Below are 18,048 nucleotides of genomic sequence, written 5' to 3'. Positions count from 1 at the left end.
TGTGCCTGACACCCTTATTTTATTCCTTTGGCAGTTGTATGGCTGGAGTGCTGTTTCCATTGCCGTTATAGAATTGTGGTACGTCGCCTCTGAAGACACCCATTCCAATTGGAATATTACGTTTCACAACCGTAATATCGGAGGAAAAAGGAACGATAATTTCAATATTGACCTGCACTTCAATAAATATTTCAATGATGCCACCATTGATGCCGAATTCCTCTATTTTCGTTTTGACATCTGATTGCACATCTCCGATTGCATAAAATTCTACCGGTATATCTGGACCAAGATTACCAAGCAAGGCATTATCGGTTGCCCGCCCTAATGGAATGGAGAAATTGATTCCTTTTGCTTCCTCGTGCTTTTTCTTTTCAATTTCAACATCTGTAAGAGAACGGAGAACATCCGTATTCCCTTCCTCTGCTTCTTTAATATTTTCATGAATGAGACTTACAATCTCGGTCTGTTTACGAATGATCTTTTCTGTATCTAATTGAATATTATTGGAACCATCCGTGTTAGGAATAGTCCGAAAAAGGTCCTCTGATTCAGCTGCATTAAATTGCTTATCAACCGCATTGTTGATGACTAATGTAGCGATATTTCTTGATTCCGACTTCGCATAGCTCATCAAGGTCGGCTCTAATTCCTTTTCAATTACCCATAAACAGATTAGGGTTGAACATATAAAAAAGACTAAGGTCACTAAGAGTACATATCGTAACGGCAGCGGTCCTCTTTTGTGTTTCATTCTGCGAAAAAGCTTCGCCAAGACCATTCCCCCCTCTACATGATATGTATGCAAAAAAAGGGGGACTAACGCTAAAATTTTCTCATGAAAGCAATAAAATTATTTACCTGCCGTTATACGTTGTATCACATTCTGTTACAACAAGTGAAAGCTCCTCTGCTAGGTTGATTTCATAGGGTTCAACTGGAAAGCCACCGGTTTCAATGATTCTAACAACCGGACGGTCATTCAGCGATTTATTTTGTTTCACGACGACGCCCTTCCTACCGTCATTAAGGGAAACGGTTATGCCGACTGGATAGATGGCAACTGAATTTTGAAATGCTTTCACTATTTTAGGATGGAAATGACGCTCAGAGCCTGCGTACAGCATTTCCAAGCCTTCATGCGGTAGCATCGCCTCCCGGTAGACCCGATGTGAGGTCACCGCATCAAAAACGTCGGCAACCGCTACTATTTTGGCGTAATCATGGATATCATTGCCCCGAAGTCCTCTAGGATAGCCTGAGCCATCCAGCCGTTCATGGTGTTGAAAGGCGCAGTGGGAGACAAGCAGCGGTACGGTATGAGTGTTCCGTAATAATTCGAATCCAGCGGTAGAATGCTGCTTCACAACGGCATATTCTTCATCGTTCAGCTTTCCAGGCTTCATCAAGATTTCTTTTGGTACCGAGACTTTGCCAATATCGTGCATTAAAGCACCAAGTCCGATGGCTTCTAATTTATCTGAGGGAAGCTTGAGCTCCATGCCGACGGCCAATGAATACAGAGTTACATTCAAGGAGTGAGTAAAAATATAGGTATCATGGACACAAACATCTGACAAGATCGACATCAATTTAGGCTTTTCATTTAACTCGCTCATAATATGCTTGATGACCGCTTTGTATTCCTTTATGGATTTTTCCAGAATGAAGGATTTTGATTCAAGCGGCTCGGTATAAATCTTATGAAAGGTTGTCGCAATGGTGGTCAGCGCTTCTCGTTTTAAAGGATCTGAGATTGGGTCATGGATGACAAGATCCTCTGTCTGGCGATCCTCGATATAGATAAAGGTAATTCCAAGCTCCAAAAGCCTTTTTAACATACGTCCCTCTAGAGCAACACCTTTATTAATTAATATTCTGCCTTGTTCATTGTATATGGCTTTGCCAAGCTTTGTATTTGCCTCTACAGATGATGTCTTTACTAATCTCATACATATGCTCCTACAGGTTCATATTTTCTTACCAGCTAATGATGTAAAAATACACATACCTCCAAGATACCCTTCGTTTTTCTATCGTATCAAGCTACAATAGTCCTTATTTTATTGCGACTTTTCGAACGTTAAAAAAAGGGCAGTCGTGATGACTCCCCTCCTTTTAGATCATTTTCAGCATGGCGTCTTTTCCAATCATGCCTTTATGAATCCCCATTGCCTCTGCTTCAAGGGTGACCGATTCAAGCGGTGCTTCTAGAAGCTGGTCAATCGTTTTGACTCCTACAGCTCTACCGGCAATCACCTTTCTGTCCTTTAATTTCGCATTCAGCAATCCGACATCAAGGGCGCCGCACATGATATATCCTTTATCACTTGTGACAACAAGTAAATTCGTTTTGGGTAAAGAAACAGAGATACTTAAAAAGGTATGTCCACTAATTTCAATTGGTGAAACATCGATCATTTATACATGCTCCTTTCCTTTTCCTATTACACAATATGTCGGAAAGGCATTATGCGTGTATTATTTTACAATTTGTTTTTCCGTTTCACCCAATCTCCACTCTAGTAGGTGACGAAGGAATTCTGGTAGGAAATATTGCTTTTTCTTGGCACGAAAAATGGATGGGAAAAAGCGGCCAAAGGTGAACATATCCGGAATGGCCAGCTTATAGATTTTCTCACTCTCAATCGGTTTCCCATGGATATAAAAATGAAGATAATCTGCCTCAACTTTTACATCGATACCGCTGTAGAGGATTTCCCCCATAATTTTTCCGCGAAACCCGAGACCAAATATCTGCAGATTTTTCCATTTTTCATCACGCGTCTGCACGAGTACTTCCTTTAGTTCTGCACCAGTTAGCTCGACAACAGCTGGATTAATTGGATGCGGACAGAGCTTCAGCAAATCATACCTCGTGACAGTGCCACCTGCTAAGTGATTCAATATGAGACCTTCATTCATAAAGGCACAATCTGCCTCGCACCAGTCATGGATCGCTTTACAAAGCAGCTGGGCAAGCTCATCCTTAGATTTCTCCTCACAATCGTGAGAAACGACTGAAGCTGAGAGAATATCCTTGCCCCATTTATATAAATGATTGATTTGCTCCTCTTCAGCCTCAAAGGAAGGCAAATCATTCGTATCATATAACCAAGCCTTTTTCTCGACCAAGGTGCCTGATGCGGGATCGACCACCAAGCGAATATGACCCACATACATTCCCCATTTGCCGCCACAGGTTAGTAAGCTGGTATCGACCATTTTCCCTTCATGAAGAATATGATGAGTATGTCCACCAATGACAACATCAATCTCTGGAAATTCCTGTCCAATCCGTTCATCATCCGTAATCCCTAAGTGGGAAAGCAGAATGATGATATCTGACTTTTCTTTTAACCGTGTGACCTGCTGTTTAAGCGCTTCAATGGGATCTGCTGTCTGCCAGCCTAAAAGCTGATAAAGATGGGCATAATTGGCTGTCAGTCCTGTAAGACCCATTTTGACCCCTTTTTTCGTTTCATAAATAGTATGCTCCTTAAGCCAACCAGGTGAATGGCCATCCTGATAGAATAAATTAGCCAATAATACATCAAACTGGCGTTGATCATATAAATGATCTAGCTCATCAAATGGAAAGGTGATTCCTTCATTATTTCCAATGGTGACCGCGTGATAGCCTGCTTCATTTAAAAGCTGCACATTGCCCTGTCCTTGGGTCGCTTCTGTTAAAGGATGTGAACGGTCGGCGTGGTCGCCAATATCAAATAGAAAGAATTCTTCTCCTGCATCCTGATGCCATTTTCTGCGCTCAGCTAAAAAATGGTTTATCCGAGGCCATTTCTCGAAATGGCTATGTAAATCATTCGTATGATAAATATGGATTACTTCCAAATTCAATCACCTTTCCTTCCCCATCTAAGTGATTGGATAATGCTTTCTTTTCTACATCTTAGCACAAAAGACCTAAAAACTCCTTTAATCAAATTCGCCCGTCGAATTTGCGTCCGGATTTACCTGAGCTCGCTCGGGTAAACTACCTTTAAAAAATCCGTGACATCCGCCGGAGGCTTAACTTCATTCAGCCGGGGTTTGAACCCCACTTGTAGAAGTGGAAGACTTCTGTACCTATCGTATGCTTTCGGTACAAAAAGCATTTGCTGAATGAAGTTAAAGTCCGCTGAGGATGAGACGAATGCCAACTATTATTAAGATGATTCTTAATAGTGTCACAATTGTTTTTCCTGGAAGCTTTTGATTTAAGAGTGCACCAGCTTTTCCCCCAAACCAGGCACCAGGTATAAGCGCAAGTGCATACAGCCAATTGATATTTCCCATCACGATATGAGCAATGGAGCTGGTAATGGAGGTTAAAAATAATAAGAGCATCGAGGTCGCAACCGCTATATGGGGCGGGAAAAAGAATAAAAGAATCATCGCTGGGACCATTAATGATCCGCCTCCAATACCGAGTAGCCCGCCCAAGAAACCAACAAGAACAGATATCGCAATACCAACACTCGGTCGAAAGCCGTAGGATTGCTCATTACCTGCAGAATCGATATAGGTCCGCCAAATTCCCTTTTCCGGTTTTCGCTTTAACGGCTTTAATTTGTCCTTGTACATGAGAACAAACGAGATGAATATCATAAAAAAGCCGAACCAAATCGAAAACGTATCCACATCTAGCTGTTTATTAACCCAAGCTCCAAAGATTCCCGCAGGGCCGCTACCAATAAAAAAGATCAGTCCGCTTTTATAATCGACACGTTTCTGCTTGTAATAAGCAATCGTCGAGGATAAGCCGGTAAAAATAATCACCAAAAGTGAGGTACCTGCCGCAACCTGCGGTGACACCTCTCCAATCAATGTGGTTGACGCTCCTAAAAATAATAAGGCAGGTACAATAATAATTCCCCCACCTAGACCAACGAGACTTCCAATTGTCCCTGCTAAAAACCCGAGTATGACAAGAATGACAAACTCCATCTATTCACCTTCTATTTTCGGCAGCCTCGAAAGGTTCCTGCCTCCTAGTTTACGATATAAGAATAGCTAATTAGAAGGTAAATGTAAATGTAGCCAGCAGTATGTTATGGAAGAGACCTATCGATAAAACCATAAATAGTTCCACATTAAAAAGCCGCCTGCCCTGTTTGGCAAGCGGTTTTGACATGATATTATCCGATAGAACCTTCCATTTCGAATTTGATGAGGCGGTTCATTTCAACGGCATATTCCATTGGTAGTTCTTTCGTAAATGGTTCAATGAAGCCCATAACGATCATTTCAGTTGCTTCCTGCTCAGAAACACCACGGCTCATGAGGTAGAATAATTGCTCCTCTGATACCTTTGATACCTTCGCTTCATGCTCAAGTGAAATATTATCATTTAGGATTTCGTTATATGGAATCGTATCTGATGTTGATTGATTATCCATAATTAACGTATCACATTCGATGTTTGCACGGGCACCTTCTGCTTTACGGCCGAAGTGAACCTGACCGCGGTACGTTACTTTACCGCCGTGCTTAGAAATCGATTTAGATACGATGGTTGAGGATGTATTTGGTGCTAAATGAATCATCTTCGCACCGGCATCCTGGTGCTGTCCTTTACCGGCAATCGCGATAGAAAGCGTTAGACCACGTGCACCTTCACCTTTTAGGATAACAGCCGGATACTTCATCGTTAATTTAGAACCGATATTTCCGTCAATCCATTCCATTGTCGCGTTCGCTTCACAAACCGCACGCTTTGTTACTAGGTTGAACACGTTGTTCGCCCAGTTTTGGATGGTTGTATAACGGCAATAAGCGTCTTTCTTAATAATGATTTCAACAACCGCACTGTGTAGGGAATTCGTTGTGTAGACAGGTGCTGTACAGCCTTCTACATAATGCACGGAAGCACCTTCGTCAACAATAATTAACGTACGCTCAAATTGACCCATGTTCTCTGAGTTAATTCGGAAATACGCCTGTAATGGGGTTTCGACTTTTACACCCTTTGGAACATAGATGAAGGAGCCACCAGACCATACTGCCGAGTTAAGCGCTGCGAACTTATTGTCTGTCGGCGGAATGACCTTCGCCCAGTGCTCACGGAAAATATCTTCATTTTCGCGTAAAGCAGAATCCGTATCCTTAAATACGATCCCCTGCGCTTCCAGGTCTTCCTTCATATTATGATAAACAACCTCTGATTCATACTGAGCAGAAACCCCTGCTAAATACTTCTGCTCTGCTTCCGGAATTCCCAGCTTATCAAACGTCTGCTTGATTTCATCTGGAACTTCATCCCAGGATTTCTCTGATTTCTCAGATGGCTTTACGTAGTACGTAATTTCATCAAAGTTTAATGAATTTAAATCTCCACCCCATTGCGGCATTGGCTTGCTGTAGAAAAGATCTAATGATTTCAAACGGAAATCAAGCATCCACTGAGGCTCGTTTTTCATTTTTGAAATTTCTTCCACAATTTCCTTTGTTAAACCGCGCTTTGATCGGAAAATGGAGACGTCTTTATCATGAAAGCCATATTTGTAATCACCAATTTCAGGTGCTTTTTTTGCCATCACCTTAGTCCTCCTTTATAAGGGAAGCTATGCAGCTTCCACTTATTTTTTAACCTCATCTATCCTTCATTGGATAGATGCTTATTTATCTTCTTCATGAAGAGCCTTCTCCATGGCTTTCCACGCTAGTGTTGCACATTTGATACGAGCAGGAAACTTACACACTCCCTGCAGGGCTTCAATATCGCCGAGATCATCGTCATCATCAACGTCCACATCTTTTCCCTGTACCATATCTGAAAAGGTATGGGCAAGCTTTAACGCTTCCTCAACCGGTCTGCCTTTAATGGCGTCCGTCATCATGGATGCAGATGACATCGAGATGGAACAGCCTTCCCCTTCGAACTTTGCGTCCACTACAATGTCATTCTCAACCTTCATCGTCAGCTGAATCCGGTCCCCACAGGTCGGATTATTCATATTAATCGTCAAGCTTTCATCTTCAATGACGCCTCTGTTACGAGGGTTCTTATAATGATCCATTATTACTTGTCTATAGAGGGTATCTAAATTATTAGAAGACATCGCTAAAATACTCCTTTGTTTTCACGAGTCCTTCCACAAGTCGATCGATATCCTCCTCTGAATTATACAGATAAAAGCTAGCCCGGGCAGTTGCTGATACATCTAGCCATTTCATTAACGGCTGTGCACAGTGGTGACCTGCTCTGACAGCAATTCCTTCTGCATCAAGGACCGTTGCAACATCATGTGGATGAACATCGGAAAGATTAAATGTCACAACCCCAGCCCGTTTCTCTGCTTCTTTCGGACCGTAGATTGAAATTCCTTCAATCGCGGACATTTTTTCAAGCGTATAAGCGGCAAGCTTATGTTCATGCTCGAGAATATTGTCCAACCCAATCTCCTCTAGAAAATCAATAGCGGCTCCTAAGCCAATCGCTCCGGCAATAATCGGTGTACCGCCTTCAAACCTCCACGGAAGCTCCTTCCAGGTAGATTCGTAAAGTCCTACAAAATCAATCATTTCACCGCCAAATTCAATTGGCTCCATATTTTCCAACAGCTTCTTTTTACCATAAAGGGCACCAATACCAGTCGGTCCACACATTTTATGTCCTGAGAAGCCAAGGAAATCTACGTCTAAATCCTGTACATCTAGCTTTACATGCGGTGCACCCTGTGCTCCGTCCACTACGATAACAGCCCCATTGTCATGAGCAATTTTGGCGATTTCCTTAATTGGATTCATCGTACCAAGGACATTTGAAACCATTGTAATCGCAACAAGCTTCGTATTGGATGTAATCGTCGCTCTTACATCATCCAACGATAATGTACCATCTTCCTGAAGTGGGAAATACTTTAAGGTTGCTCCGGTATCCTTCGCCACCTGCTGCCATGGAATCAGGTTGCTATGATGCTCCATATACGTGATGACAATCTCGTCGCCTTCTTTAAGGTTGGCCTTTCCATAGCTGGAAGCAACCAGGTTCAAAGCTGTCGTTGTTCCTCTTGTAAAAATTATTTCTTCAATCGATTTCGCATTGATAAATTTTCTGACCTTTTCACGGGCCCCTTCATATGCATCAGTTGCTCTTGTTCCAAGTGTATGAACACCACGGTGAACATTCGAGTTATCCTGACGATAGTAGTTTGTAATCGCATCAATGACCTGAATCGGCTTCTGTGAAGTCGCTGCACTATCAAGATAGACTAATGGATGCCCATTTACCTCTTGATTTAAAATAGGAAATAATTGCTTAATCTCTTTGATATTCATTACTGAACTTTCCTTTCAATGACTTCAACGAGTTGTTTTTTAACCCCTTCGATTGGCAATTGATCGACAACAGGTGCCAGGAATCCATGAATAACAAGACGCTCCGCTTCCTTCTGTGAGATTCCGCGGCTCATTAAATAGTAAAGCTGTGTTGGATCCACTCGGCCTACTGATGCAGCATGTCCTGCCATTACATCATCTTCATCAATAAGAAGGATTGGGTTTGCATCCCCACGGGCTTTTTCACTTAGCATCAGAATACGGGATTCCTGCTCAGCATTTGATTTCGATGCACCGTGCTCAATTTTCCCAATTCCATTAAAAATGGTTGTCGCACTTTCCTTCAAGACACCGCGTTTAAGGATGTTTGCTTCTGTATTACGACCATAATGGACAATCTTTGTCGTAAAGTTTTGAATCTGCTCACCACGGCCGACAACCACTGATTTCGTGTCGCCGCTTGAACCGTCACCAATAAGATTGGTTGTATTTTCAGAGATGGTATTTCCATCATTCATTAAACCAAGTGACCAGCCGATGCGCGCATCCTTCGCAGCAACTCCACGGCGGTTTACATAGGTTGTAACGCCTTTTGCAAGATTATCAACTGCTCCATATTGAACATGTGCATTCTGGTTCGCAACGACTTCCGTTACAATGTTAAACACACTATCCGTTGCTTCCACAGTCGAGATATAGTTTTCAACGTACGTAGCAGAGCTATTATCCTCAGCAACGATTAACACATGATTAAATACATTTGCCTCAGCATCATCATGTAAAAAGACAGCCTGCACAGGGTCTTTCAGTTCCACATTTTTCGGAACATATAAGAAAGTTCCGCCGTTTAACAAAGCCGCATGCAACGCAGTTAGCTTATGCTCATCAACCTTTACAGCATCCTTCATAAAATATTTTTGCAGAAGTTCGCCATGCTCACGGGCTGCAGTAAAGATGTCAGTGAATATGACCCCATTTTCCTGCAGTTCCTTTGAAAGTGATAAAAGTGTTGGGCGGTTATTCCGTTGAATGTACAAGGTTTGATCCTGTTCATTTACATTAATTAAAGATTTTACACTTTCAGGTAGTTCCTCGAAGGAAGTAAAATCTTCACTTTTTATTATATGTTTTTCGAACTGTGTAAAGTTCCATTTGTCAATTTTAGTTTTGTCCGGCTTCGGCATGGGAAGACTTTCAGCCTGTTTAAGAGCACTCACACGAAGCTCTGTTAACCAGCCTGGCTCACCCATTTCCTTTGAAAAAGAGCTGATGTACTCTTTTTCAAAAGTTTTTTTCATTTCTGTTGTCATGATCTAATCCTCCTAACTTACGCTTCTTGACCGACTGTTTCGTCTTCGATTCCGAGCTCTTGTTTAATCCAGTCATACCCTTCTGCTTCTAATTGCTCTGCAAGCTCAGGACCGCCTGATTTCACAATACGTCCCTGCATCATGACATGCACATAGTCAGGAGTGATATAGTCTAACAGACGCTGATAGTGAGTAATCATTAAACAGCCAAAATCCTCACTGCGCATTTCATTGATTCCTTTAGAAACAACCTTTAATGCATCAATATCAAGTCCTGAGTCAATTTCATCCAGGATGGCAATTTTCGGCTGAAGCATCATTAATTGAAGGATTTCATTACGCTTCTTTTCACCGCCTGAGAAGCCTTCATTTAAATAGCGCTGTGCCATATTGGGATCCATATCAAGGAATTCCATTTTTTTGTCCATTGAACGAATAAATTTCATTAAGGAAATCTCGTTGCCTTCACCACGGCGACTGTTAATCGCAGAACGTAAGAACTCTGCATTTGTTACACCGCTGATTTCGCTTGGATATTGCATGGCAAGAAATAGACCTGCACGGGCACGCTCGTCAACTTCCATTTCCAATACGTTTTGTCCATCTAGTGTGATACTGCCTTGTGTCACTTCATATTTTGGATGTCCCATAATCGCTGAAGATAGAGTAGATTTACCTGTTCCATTCGGCCCCATGATTGCATGGAATTCTCCGCCTTTTATTTCAAGGTTTACACCTTTAAGTATTTCTTTACCTTCAATAGAGACATGTAAGTCTTTAATGGTTAGTACAGATCCTGCCATAGTATAATTACCCTCCAGAAAAATAATTTATCTTGTCGGTTATAAAACCGGCTTTTTCAATTCTCAATCTATTCTCATTACAATCTTATACTAAATCATATTTGTTAGCAACATTTATGTAGTATTTACAAGCTTTTCAAACAAAACTATTTCGAAAGTCCGTTTAATCGCTATTGAGAATGGTTTTAGGCTATTTTCAATTAGCTTTTAATAAAAAATTTTTTTAATAAATTTTTTATTTTTTAAAGATACTTGTTGATTTTCGTTCCAGGCACTTGGCATTCCTTGGGAGTCTTCGTGCCATCTGCTACAATCAACCTGCTAACACCTAATCATCACGTACTCACTGCGCACACCACCGTCATCTTTATGGAATTTCACTTTTCCCTATCATTAGTATGCTGCAATCCGTTCGTTTTCATTTGGTGTCAGGAACCAAAAAAACCAGCGCGTGGGTTGGCACTGGTTTGTATATGGTTATTATACATGATATTGTCTATTTTAGAAATGATGCTGCTTTTTGACATGGTTTTCGACGATTTTTCTGCTTTGGTTATATTCCTCTTCACGTCGATTTTCGACTTTCATTCTTACTTCATGCTTTTGGCAGTAAACCTCATAGCCAATCCCATGGGCATGATGCATGGCTTTTTCCATTTCATGAGTATAATTCATATTTAGGCTGCTAATGGTCCTCAATCCCTTCGACATAGAATGCGTCTGTTATAGCCTGATGTTTTTTATTTTTATACTCTAACACCACCGCACGATACTGCTCAAACCTGAAAATAACCCATTTTCGGCGATTTTTCCCGTTTTTTGGTTATTCATTCATATCGTTCGACACTTTTCTTACATTCTCGGCTATTTTCGTGGATAAAAACATCCCCGCTTGGCTTGCAAGACCCATTTTGTTATTGTAAAAAAAACGTAAAGCCACAGCTCCACCATCCTTATGGATGGCAGCGCTGCGGCTTTACTATGATGCCTTTTACTCAGATACAGGTACAACTGCACCTTCATATTGTTCTAAAATAAAATCTTGAATTTCCTTTGAGCGTAACACTTCAACTAACGTTTTGATTTCTTCTTTATTTTCGTCTCCGCTGCGAACAGCAATAATGTTGACATATGGTGATTCACTGTCTTCGATGGCAATGGAATCCTCAAGTGGATTTAAGCCAGCATCAATGGCAAAGTTGGAATTGATTAGTACAATGTCACCCTCGTCGTTATTATAAATTTGTGGCAGTAGCTCTGCTGCATACTCTGTGTCAAATTCTAGGTTTCGAGGATTTTCCACAATATCCTCTAATGTAGCTGCTGTTTTATCAATGCCGTCTTTTAAGGTAATTAAGCCTTCTTGTTCTAACAAGGAAAGTACACGTCCATGGTCTGCCACAGAGTTACTGATAATCACCTGTGCTTTCTCTGGTAGATCACTTAAAGATTTATACTTCTTGGAATAAATACCAATTGGCTCGATGTGGATCCCACCCGCATTGGCAAAATCATAATTATTTTCCTTCATTTGATTTTCAAAATATGGGATATGCTGAAAAAAGTTTGCATCAAGATCCTTTGAATCTAGGGCCTGATTTGGAAGCACATAATCCTGGAATGTTTCAATTTGAAGCTCAATTCCCTTTTCCTCTAAAATAGGCTTAGCCTCTTCCAGAATTTCAGCATGTGGTACATTAGATGCACCGATTACAAGCTTTTTCGTTTCTTCTTTTGAATCTGCTGAAGAATCGTCCTTACTTTCATCTGCCGCACCGCCGCAAGCTGCCAGCACAAGTACAAACACTAATGAGAATAATGCAGTTAACCACTTTTTCATTTTGACATCCCCTTTACCTTTTATCTATTTTAGTTGTTATAATATCTCCAATAAATTGGATGATAAATACAATCACAAGAACAATAATCGTGGCCATTAACGTAACATCGAAACGGCTGCGCTGGAACCCTTCAAGATAGGCTAGGTTTCCTAGTCCTCCCGCACCGATGACACCTGCCATGGCCGTAAAACCAACCAATGAAATGGCTGTAACGGTAATCCCTGAGATGAGAGCCGGAAGTGATTCCGGAATTAATACCTTCCAAATAATCGTCGAGGTTTTCGCTCCCATTGACCTTGCTGCTTCAATGACCCCTTTATCAATTTCCCGAAGGCCAATTTCTACCATACGGGCATAAAATGGCGCTGAACCGATAATCAAGGCCGGTAATGCCGCATTTTCACCAATCATCGTTCCAAATACCAGCTTTGTAAAAGGAATTAATAGAACAATCAAGATGATAAACGGAATCGAGCGAAAGATATTCACCACGGCACTAATTACTTTATTAATGGCGTAATTCTGCCATAAATTCCCCTTTGCTGTTAAAAATAATAGTAATCCTAGAATAATACCAAGAATAAACGTAGCAAGAGTGGAAATCCCTGTCATATATAAGGTTTCATTTGTCGCTTCCCACATTTTTTCCCAGTTCACATTTGGGAACCATTGATTAAGCATTCGGCATCACCTCCAAGCCAACCTGCTGTGTATCGATATACTCAATGGCTTTTTCAATTTCGCTATTTTCCCCATCAAGGTGGATAAACAAGGTCCCATAGGCCCCATTTTGTGTTTGCGAGATTTTCCCCTGAAGAATATTAATCGTAATCTCAAAATGCCGGATTAAATTGGTGATTAATGGCTTTTCAGCACCATCACCAATAAAGGTAAGCTGAACCACTCTTCCGGAATGATACTCTGAAAGCAAATGATCAATGGTTGCTTTTGTCTCCTCAGGCTCTGTCACCTGCTGAACAAAGCGCTTCGTAATGGCCTGCTGCGGATTTTTAAAGACCTCTAATACTGTGCCCATTTCTACCACTTTCCCTGCATCCATGACGGCAACACGATGACAAATCTTTCGAATGACATGCATCTCATGGGTGATTAGGACAATCGTTAATCCAAGTCTTTTGTTAATATCAACCAACAGCTCCAAAATTTGATCTGTTGTTTCTGGATCAAGCGCTGATGTCGCTTCATCACATAATAATACCTTTGGATTGTTAGCAAGTGCTCTTGCAATCCCAACCCTTTGCTTTTGACCACCGCTTAGCTGTGACGGATAGGAATCCTCTCTGCCTTGAAGTCCAACAAGCTGAATCAGCTCATCGACTCTTTTCATACGCTTTTGCTTCGAAACCCCGGCAATTTCAAGCGGGAAGGAGATATTTTCTCTTACCGTTCTCGACCATAAAAGATTAAAATGCTGGAAAATCATGCTGATTTCTTGGCGGGCTTCTCTCAGCTTAGCCCCTTTTATATGTGATACCTGTTTATCTGCGACCGTAACCGTTCCGTCAGAAGGGAGCTCCAGACCATTCAGCATTCTAATGAGTGTACTTTTTCCGGCACCACTATAGCCAATGACACCAAATATTTCGCCTTCTTTAATTTCAAGATTAACATCTGTAACGGCTGTCACATTGCCTTGCCTTGTAGAGAATATTTTTTTTACATTCTTGATTGAAATCATCGTGATTTCACCCCTTTACTATCCATAGAATATCCCATTCTGCTTAACAGAAATTAGGTTAATCATTAGCTTTTATACAAATAAATGCCTTTCCGCATATGAGCAGAAAGGCACTAGGCTGTTGCTACCTTTCTCTCATCTATCAAAGCTCAAGCGCTTTGTGTGAATTGGCACCGTGTCAATTGACCATTAGCAATTGACGGTTGCCGGGTTTCATCGGGCACATCCCTCCACCTCTCTTGATAAGAGCAAACCTGTATATTAAGTTCAAAGATATCAATTTCTCTGACAATTACGAGTGATATCGTATCATGGATAGAAAAGGGTGTCAACAAATATTCATATTCTACTATAATAATAGTTTAATCTAATTCGTCCTTACCGCTTATCGTGAAGTCTCTCCAGTTGCCTTTTGAATAGCCTGCTCTAAATCATCAATTAAATCCTCAACATTTTCAATTCCAACAGAAAGACGGATTAAATCCTCTGTTACACCGGCTGCTTGCAAGCCTTCTGCGTCAAGCTGCTGGTGAGTTGTACTAGCTGGATGAATGATCAGGCTCTTTGCATCACCGACATTCGCCACATGTGCCCAAAGTTCAATATTGTTAATGAGCTTTGCTCCAGCCTCTCTGCCGCCTTTGATGCCAAAAACGATCATAGAGCCAGCGCCCTTTGGTAAATATTTCTCCACAAGTGCTTTATCCGCACTGCTTTCACTACCAGGGTATAGAACCCAGTCGACGCCAGGGTGGTTTTCTAAATACTCGGTTACCTTTACAGCATTCGCCACATGCTCCTTCATTCTTACATGCAATGTTTCCAGTCCAAGAACGAAATAGAAAGCATTTTGCGGGCTTAAAGCAGGTCCCATATCACGTAGAAGTTGCACACGTGCTTTTGTAATATAAGCTGCAGCACCAACTGCTTCCGCATATACAAGACCGTGATAGCTGTCATCAGGCTCTGTAAAGCCAGGGAACTTCGGTGAATTCCAATCAAATTTACCACCATCGACGATAATTCCGCCTGTTGTCGTTCCATTACCTAATAACCATTTGGTTGCCGAATGAACGACAATATCTGCACCAAATTCAATCGGACGGCATAGATACGGCGTTGCAAACGTATTGTCAATAATCAGCGGCACGCCTGCTTCATGAGCAATTTCAGCCACTTTCTCAATGTCTAGCACCTTCAGGCTTGGGTTACCGATTGTTTCAGCAAACACAGCCTTCGTTTTCTCGGTGATCGCTGAGCGGAAGTTTTCTGGATCCTCTGGATCGACAAAGCTTACCTTGATGCCATATTTTGGCAGGGTAACAGCGAACAGATTATATGTACCGCCATATAGATTGGAGGCAGCGACAATTTCATCTCCGGCTTCCGCAATATTTAATATGGCAAGCGTAATGGCAGCCATGCCACTGGCAGTCGCAAGCGCACCGATTCCACCCTCTAATAAAGCCATTCTTTCTTCAAACACGGTGACAGTAGGATTGTGAATCCGGGTATAGATATAGCCTGGCTCTGCAAGAGCGAATAAGTTAGCGGCATGGTCCGTATTTTTAAATTGATAGGCATTGTTTTGATAAATCGGTACCACTCTTGCACCTGTTACCGGATCAGGCTGAAGTCCTCCATGAATCCCTAATGTTTCTAAACGATAGTTTTTCTCAGTTTCTGACATCTTCATCTCTCCCATTTCATATAAAGTAGTTAGAAGATACAAAAAAAGCCTTCTATCACAGGAAGAAGGGCTTCGTCGTCTCTCCTTATCTGTCAGAGTCTTTCACTCTGCTGGATTTAGCACCGTGTTTCCCCGGTTGCTGGGCTTCATCGGGCCAGTCCCTCCACCGCTCTTGATAAGAAACTATTTAATTGATAATGAAATATTACCATGATTACGAAATATTCGTCAATTATTTCGATAAATTTTTATTAAGTATATGAGTTTTGTCGGGTTTTGCTAAAAAAAACAAGGATTCCAGTAATAAAAGCTCACGGAAAGTACATGTCGTCGCTGCTTCTCGATACTTCACCGCTTCTCTGAGCTTTCTTTCACCAGTTAGAATGGAATGTAAAACGTCAGACGACACTTCGATTCTTTTTCCAGCTGATGACGACTCCCCTGCTTCATGAAGGGCAACGAGACCATCATCAATTTTCACATATAGCTCGTCCTGCTCAGTCTTCACAGCAAAGGAGAATCGAATATTGCGAATCAGAAGCCGGACACCTTGTTTTCGGTTCACTTCACTAAGCCAGCTTATTACTTGCTCTATCATTCTGAACCACCACCCTGCTTTACTCACATTTTAAGTATATATTCACTGCAGCTGCGCAAAATTCCTGCTTATGGTGAGTCATTCTCTTATCCCTTTCTTTTAGTACAACACATCAAAAGGGTGGAGGATCTATTAGCTAGCGCAAGTCCTCCACCCCTTTTAATACGGATGTCTAAAAACATGATTTAATTTTTTGTAATAGAAACGGAACGGATTGAAAAGCATAGAGTTTATCAACCATGATACCTTCCTGTAGAAAGACTAAACACGGTACACTCTCAACTTCCCATTGCCTTGCCAGTTCCGACATATAATTCAAATTAATCCTGCCTACTGCGATTTCAGGTATTAACTCCTCCGCAACAGATAGCATTTTACCCGCTACCTGGCATGTCCCGCAAAAGGGCGTATACAAATAGATTAATCCTGAGCCTTGATTCTCGATAAAACCTTCTAGTTTCTCTCTGCTCCATTCATCCATTACGTTAACCTCTGTCTAAGTATTGTGCGTGAACCTCGATATCGGCAGCGATGAGAATGGCTGCCAAATGGAATTCTGGTGCACTTGCTACTTCCCGATACATTTTATCAATATAAAGATGCTCTGCCAGTGGAAATTCTCGCTTTAACTTCCGGCGAAGCTTCTCGCCGGCTTCATCTGCATCCACTAATACATAGACATCTTTATCAAATAATGTATCACTCCATTCATCTAAAAGCGTAGCGCTAATCGTTCCATTTGTACAAAGGATATCAATCGGTTCTTTGATAATGGTCTTCACTTTTCTTTTATCTGTCGTTCCCTCGACAATAATCACCTTATCATGACCTAAAATTCCCATTTCCCCCTTTAAATACAGAATGCGCCCATAAGGCGCAGTCTGCTCGAATTTTAGTCTTCCTTGGTCATTTCCTCATATTGCTCTGCCGTCATTAATTGATCAATCTCTGACAGATCTGTCGGCTCAATCACGACCATCCATGCCTTTTCATAAGGGGATTCATTGACAAATTGTGGGTCATCTGCCAAGTCTTCATTAACTTCCACAACTTTCCCGCTGATTGGAGCATATAGCTCAGAAACCGTTTTTACAGACTCAACACTTCCGAACGGCTCATTTACCTTTAGTTCATCTCCTGGTTCAGGAAGCTCGACAAATACAATATCACCAAGCTCATGCTGTGCAAACTCAGTAATACCGACACGTACCTTGTCACCCTCAACCTTTACCCATTCATGCTCTTCGGAGTAACGTAATTCTTTTGGTGCATTCATTCCTATCCCTCCAGCTTTTATGTTTTTGACCATTTATGACCTGCAGTCCTATTTCATTTTAAGCCTTAACCCCAGGTTTCAGCAAATTGCTCTTCCTTAAAGCCAACGGTTACCTTTTCAGAGTCTGTTACAATTGGACGTTTAATTAACATTCCGTCTGATGCTAATAAATCAAGCAGCTCTTCTTCAGATGCTTCCTTGATTCGATCCTTCATCCCGAGCTCACGGTACTTTTGACCGCTTGTATTAAAGAACTTTTTGATTTCAAGGCCACTGTTCTTGTACATCGTTTCCAGCTCAGCGCGTGACGGCGGATTGTCAACAATATGTATTTCTTCATACTTCACTTCGCGGTCATCCAACCACTTTTTTGCTTTTCTACATGTACCGCATTTAGGGTACCAATACAACGTAAGTGCCAATTCATCACCTCATATCTAGCTTGTCCAAATATCAGCATACTTTTTCTTGAAAACATAAGGTCATAAATAGACCTTATACATTTATTCTACTTTTCTTATCAATATCCTCCAATTAATTTAAAATTA

The 18,048-nt window shown here is 41.4% G+C and carries 20 protein-coding genes and 2 riboswitches; all 20 genes read right to left on the bottom strand.

Translation table 11 applies throughout. The features are described from left to right. Positions 1-19: 19 nt before the first annotated feature. Positions 20-775 carry a sporulation protein YunB gene (gene yunB / locus BQ5321_RS06105; protein ID WP_071393665.1) on the bottom strand — a complete coding sequence of 252 codons (756 nt, stop codon included), beginning with the start codon at positions 773-775 and terminating at the stop codon, positions 20-22. An 82-nt stretch (positions 776-857) separates the two neighbouring features. Continuing rightward, positions 858-1,952 (bottom strand): HD-GYP domain-containing protein, encoded by a 1,095-nt coding sequence (locus BQ5321_RS06100; RefSeq protein ID WP_071393664.1) that lies wholly within the window; start codon positions 1,950-1,952, stop codon positions 858-860. 166 nt (positions 1,953-2,118) lie between these two features. Beyond that, positions 2,119-2,421, bottom strand: a complete 303-nt coding sequence (locus BQ5321_RS06095) for a YunC family protein (RefSeq protein ID WP_071393663.1) — start codon at positions 2,419-2,421, stop codon at positions 2,119-2,121. Positions 2,422-2,481: 60 nt separating this feature from the next. Next, positions 2,482-3,861 (bottom strand): bifunctional metallophosphatase/5'-nucleotidase, encoded by a 1,380-nt coding sequence (locus tag BQ5321_RS06090; protein WP_071393662.1) that lies wholly within the window; start codon positions 3,859-3,861, stop codon positions 2,482-2,484. Positions 3,862-4,131: 270 nt separating this feature from the next. Further along, positions 4,132-4,950 carry a sulfite exporter TauE/SafE family protein gene (locus BQ5321_RS06085; protein ID WP_071393661.1) on the bottom strand — a complete coding sequence of 273 codons (819 nt, stop codon included), beginning with the start codon at positions 4,948-4,950 and terminating at the stop codon, positions 4,132-4,134. Between the two features lie 191 nt (positions 4,951-5,141). Continuing rightward, entirely contained in the window at positions 5,142-6,539 is a 1,398-nt protein-coding gene (gene sufB, locus BQ5321_RS06080; RefSeq protein WP_071393660.1) for a Fe-S cluster assembly protein SufB, read from the bottom strand. 81 nt (positions 6,540-6,620) lie between these two features. Further along, on the bottom strand, positions 6,621-7,064 hold the full coding sequence (gene sufU / locus BQ5321_RS06075; RefSeq protein WP_071393659.1) for a Fe-S cluster assembly sulfur transfer protein SufU: 444 nt from the start codon (positions 7,062-7,064) through the stop codon (positions 6,621-6,623). After that, positions 7,054-8,283, bottom strand: coding sequence for a cysteine desulfurase (locus BQ5321_RS06070; protein WP_071393658.1), 1,230 nt, complete (start codon positions 8,281-8,283; stop codon positions 7,054-7,056). Before BQ5321_RS06070 ends, sufU begins: the two co-directional genes overlap by 11 nt. Continuing rightward, a complete protein-coding gene (gene sufD, locus BQ5321_RS06065; RefSeq protein ID WP_071393657.1) occupies positions 8,283-9,593 on the bottom strand; it encodes a Fe-S cluster assembly protein SufD in 1,311 nt (436 codons plus the stop codon). Before sufD ends, BQ5321_RS06070 begins: the two co-directional genes overlap by 1 nt. A gap of 17 nt (positions 9,594-9,610) precedes the next feature. Then, positions 9,611-10,396, bottom strand: a complete 786-nt coding sequence (sufC, locus tag BQ5321_RS06060; RefSeq protein ID WP_071393656.1) for a Fe-S cluster assembly ATPase SufC — start codon at positions 10,394-10,396, stop codon at positions 9,611-9,613. Positions 10,397-10,897: 501 nt separating this feature from the next. Further along, positions 10,898-11,071 (bottom strand): YuzK family famiily protein, encoded by a 174-nt coding sequence (locus BQ5321_RS24380; RefSeq protein ID WP_187143721.1) that lies wholly within the window; start codon positions 11,069-11,071, stop codon positions 10,898-10,900. Between the two features lie 316 nt (positions 11,072-11,387). Further along, positions 11,388-12,236 carry a MetQ/NlpA family ABC transporter substrate-binding protein gene (locus BQ5321_RS06055; protein WP_071393655.1) on the bottom strand — a complete coding sequence of 283 codons (849 nt, stop codon included), beginning with the start codon at positions 12,234-12,236 and terminating at the stop codon, positions 11,388-11,390. A gap of 13 nt (positions 12,237-12,249) precedes the next feature. Continuing rightward, on the bottom strand, positions 12,250-12,918 hold the full coding sequence (locus BQ5321_RS06050) for a methionine ABC transporter permease (protein ID WP_071393654.1): 669 nt from the start codon (positions 12,916-12,918) through the stop codon (positions 12,250-12,252). Then, the gene (locus tag BQ5321_RS06045; RefSeq protein ID WP_071393653.1) at positions 12,911-13,936 is read right to left on the bottom strand and encodes a methionine ABC transporter ATP-binding protein; all 1,026 of its coding nucleotides are present in this window, start codon (positions 13,934-13,936) and stop codon (positions 12,911-12,913) included. The genes BQ5321_RS06050 and BQ5321_RS06045 overlap by 8 nt, the downstream gene beginning before the upstream one ends. A 132-nt stretch (positions 13,937-14,068) precedes the next feature. Next, positions 14,069-14,185: riboswitch (SAM riboswitch) on the bottom strand. A gap of 136 nt (positions 14,186-14,321) precedes the next feature. Further along, positions 14,322-15,626 carry an O-acetylhomoserine aminocarboxypropyltransferase/cysteine synthase family protein gene (locus tag BQ5321_RS06040; RefSeq protein WP_071393652.1) on the bottom strand — a complete coding sequence of 435 codons (1,305 nt, stop codon included), beginning with the start codon at positions 15,624-15,626 and terminating at the stop codon, positions 14,322-14,324. A gap of 82 nt (positions 15,627-15,708) precedes the next feature. Continuing rightward, positions 15,709-15,808, bottom strand: a riboswitch (SAM riboswitch). Between the two features lie 50 nt (positions 15,809-15,858). Further along, the gene (locus BQ5321_RS06035; protein ID WP_071393651.1) at positions 15,859-16,224 is read right to left on the bottom strand and encodes a hypothetical protein; all 366 of its coding nucleotides are present in this window, start codon (positions 16,222-16,224) and stop codon (positions 15,859-15,861) included. Positions 16,225-16,396: 172 nt separating this feature from the next. Beyond that, positions 16,397-16,705, bottom strand: coding sequence for a thioredoxin family protein (locus BQ5321_RS06030; protein WP_071393650.1), 309 nt, complete (start codon positions 16,703-16,705; stop codon positions 16,397-16,399). A gap of 4 nt (positions 16,706-16,709) precedes the next feature. After that, positions 16,710-17,066 (bottom strand): toprim domain-containing protein, encoded by a 357-nt coding sequence (locus BQ5321_RS06025; protein WP_071393649.1) that lies wholly within the window; start codon positions 17,064-17,066, stop codon positions 16,710-16,712. 50 nt (positions 17,067-17,116) lie between these two features. Then, positions 17,117-17,500 (bottom strand): glycine cleavage system protein GcvH, encoded by a 384-nt coding sequence (gcvH, locus tag BQ5321_RS06020; protein ID WP_071393648.1) that lies wholly within the window; start codon positions 17,498-17,500, stop codon positions 17,117-17,119. Positions 17,501-17,565: 65 nt separating this feature from the next. Beyond that, the gene (locus BQ5321_RS06015; RefSeq protein ID WP_071393647.1) at positions 17,566-17,922 is read right to left on the bottom strand and encodes an arsenate reductase family protein; all 357 of its coding nucleotides are present in this window, start codon (positions 17,920-17,922) and stop codon (positions 17,566-17,568) included. Positions 17,923-18,048: the final 126 nt, after the last annotated feature.

This window comes from Bacillus tuaregi, assembly GCF_900104575.1.
In the GTDB taxonomy this organism is placed as follows: Bacteria; Bacillota; Bacilli; order Bacillales; family Cytobacillaceae; genus Bacillus_BD; species Bacillus_BD tuaregi.
This window is presented reverse-complemented; position numbering and strand designations above follow the sequence as displayed.

What these genes read in the sequence shown, in the direction of transcription:
- BQ5321_RS06100 (WP_071393664.1), bottom strand. Translation starts at nt 1,952, where the DNA reads ATGAGATTAGTAAAGACATCATCTGTAGAGGCAAATACAAAGCTTGGC.
- BQ5321_RS06095 (WP_071393663.1), bottom strand. Translation starts at nt 2,421, where the DNA reads ATGATCGATGTTTCACCAATTGAAATTAGTGGACATACCTTTTTAAGT.
- BQ5321_RS06085 (WP_071393661.1), bottom strand. Translation starts at nt 4,950, where the DNA reads ATGGAGTTTGTCATTCTTGTCATACTCGGGTTTTTAGCAGGGACAATT.
- sufB (WP_071393660.1), bottom strand. Translation starts at nt 6,539, where the DNA reads ATGGCAAAAAAAGCACCTGAAATTGGTGATTACAAATATGGCTTTCAT.
- sufU (WP_071393659.1), bottom strand. Translation starts at nt 7,064, where the DNA reads ATGTCTTCTAATAATTTAGATACCCTCTATAGACAAGTAATAATGGAT.
- BQ5321_RS06070 (WP_071393658.1), bottom strand. Translation starts at nt 8,283, where the DNA reads ATGAATATCAAAGAGATTAAGCAATTATTTCCTATTTTAAATCAAGAG.
- sufD (WP_071393657.1), bottom strand. Translation starts at nt 9,593, where the DNA reads ATGACAACAGAAATGAAAAAAACTTTTGAAAAAGAGTACATCAGCTCT.
- sufC (WP_071393656.1), bottom strand. Translation starts at nt 10,396, where the DNA reads ATGGCAGGATCTGTACTAACCATTAAAGACTTACATGTCTCTATTGAA.
- BQ5321_RS24380 (WP_187143721.1), bottom strand. Translation starts at nt 11,071, where the DNA reads ATGAATTATACTCATGAAATGGAAAAAGCCATGCATCATGCCCATGGG.
- BQ5321_RS06055 (WP_071393655.1), bottom strand. Translation starts at nt 12,236, where the DNA reads ATGAAAAAGTGGTTAACTGCATTATTCTCATTAGTGTTTGTACTTGTG.
- BQ5321_RS06050 (WP_071393654.1), bottom strand. Translation starts at nt 12,918, where the DNA reads ATGCTTAATCAATGGTTCCCAAATGTGAACTGGGAAAAAATGTGGGAA.
- BQ5321_RS06045 (WP_071393653.1), bottom strand. Translation starts at nt 13,936, where the DNA reads ATGATTTCAATCAAGAATGTAAAAAAAATATTCTCTACAAGGCAAGGC.
- BQ5321_RS06040 (WP_071393652.1), bottom strand. Translation starts at nt 15,626, where the DNA reads ATGTCAGAAACTGAGAAAAACTATCGTTTAGAAACATTAGGGATTCAT.
- BQ5321_RS06035 (WP_071393651.1), bottom strand. Translation starts at nt 16,224, where the DNA reads ATGATAGAGCAAGTAATAAGCTGGCTTAGTGAAGTGAACCGAAAACAA.
- BQ5321_RS06030 (WP_071393650.1), bottom strand. Translation starts at nt 16,705, where the DNA reads ATGGATGAATGGAGCAGAGAGAAACTAGAAGGTTTTATCGAGAATCAA.
- BQ5321_RS06025 (WP_071393649.1), bottom strand. Translation starts at nt 17,066, where the DNA reads ATGGGAATTTTAGGTCATGATAAGGTGATTATTGTCGAGGGAACGACA.
- gcvH (WP_071393648.1), bottom strand. Translation starts at nt 17,500, where the DNA reads ATGAATGCACCAAAAGAATTACGTTACTCCGAAGAGCATGAATGGGTA.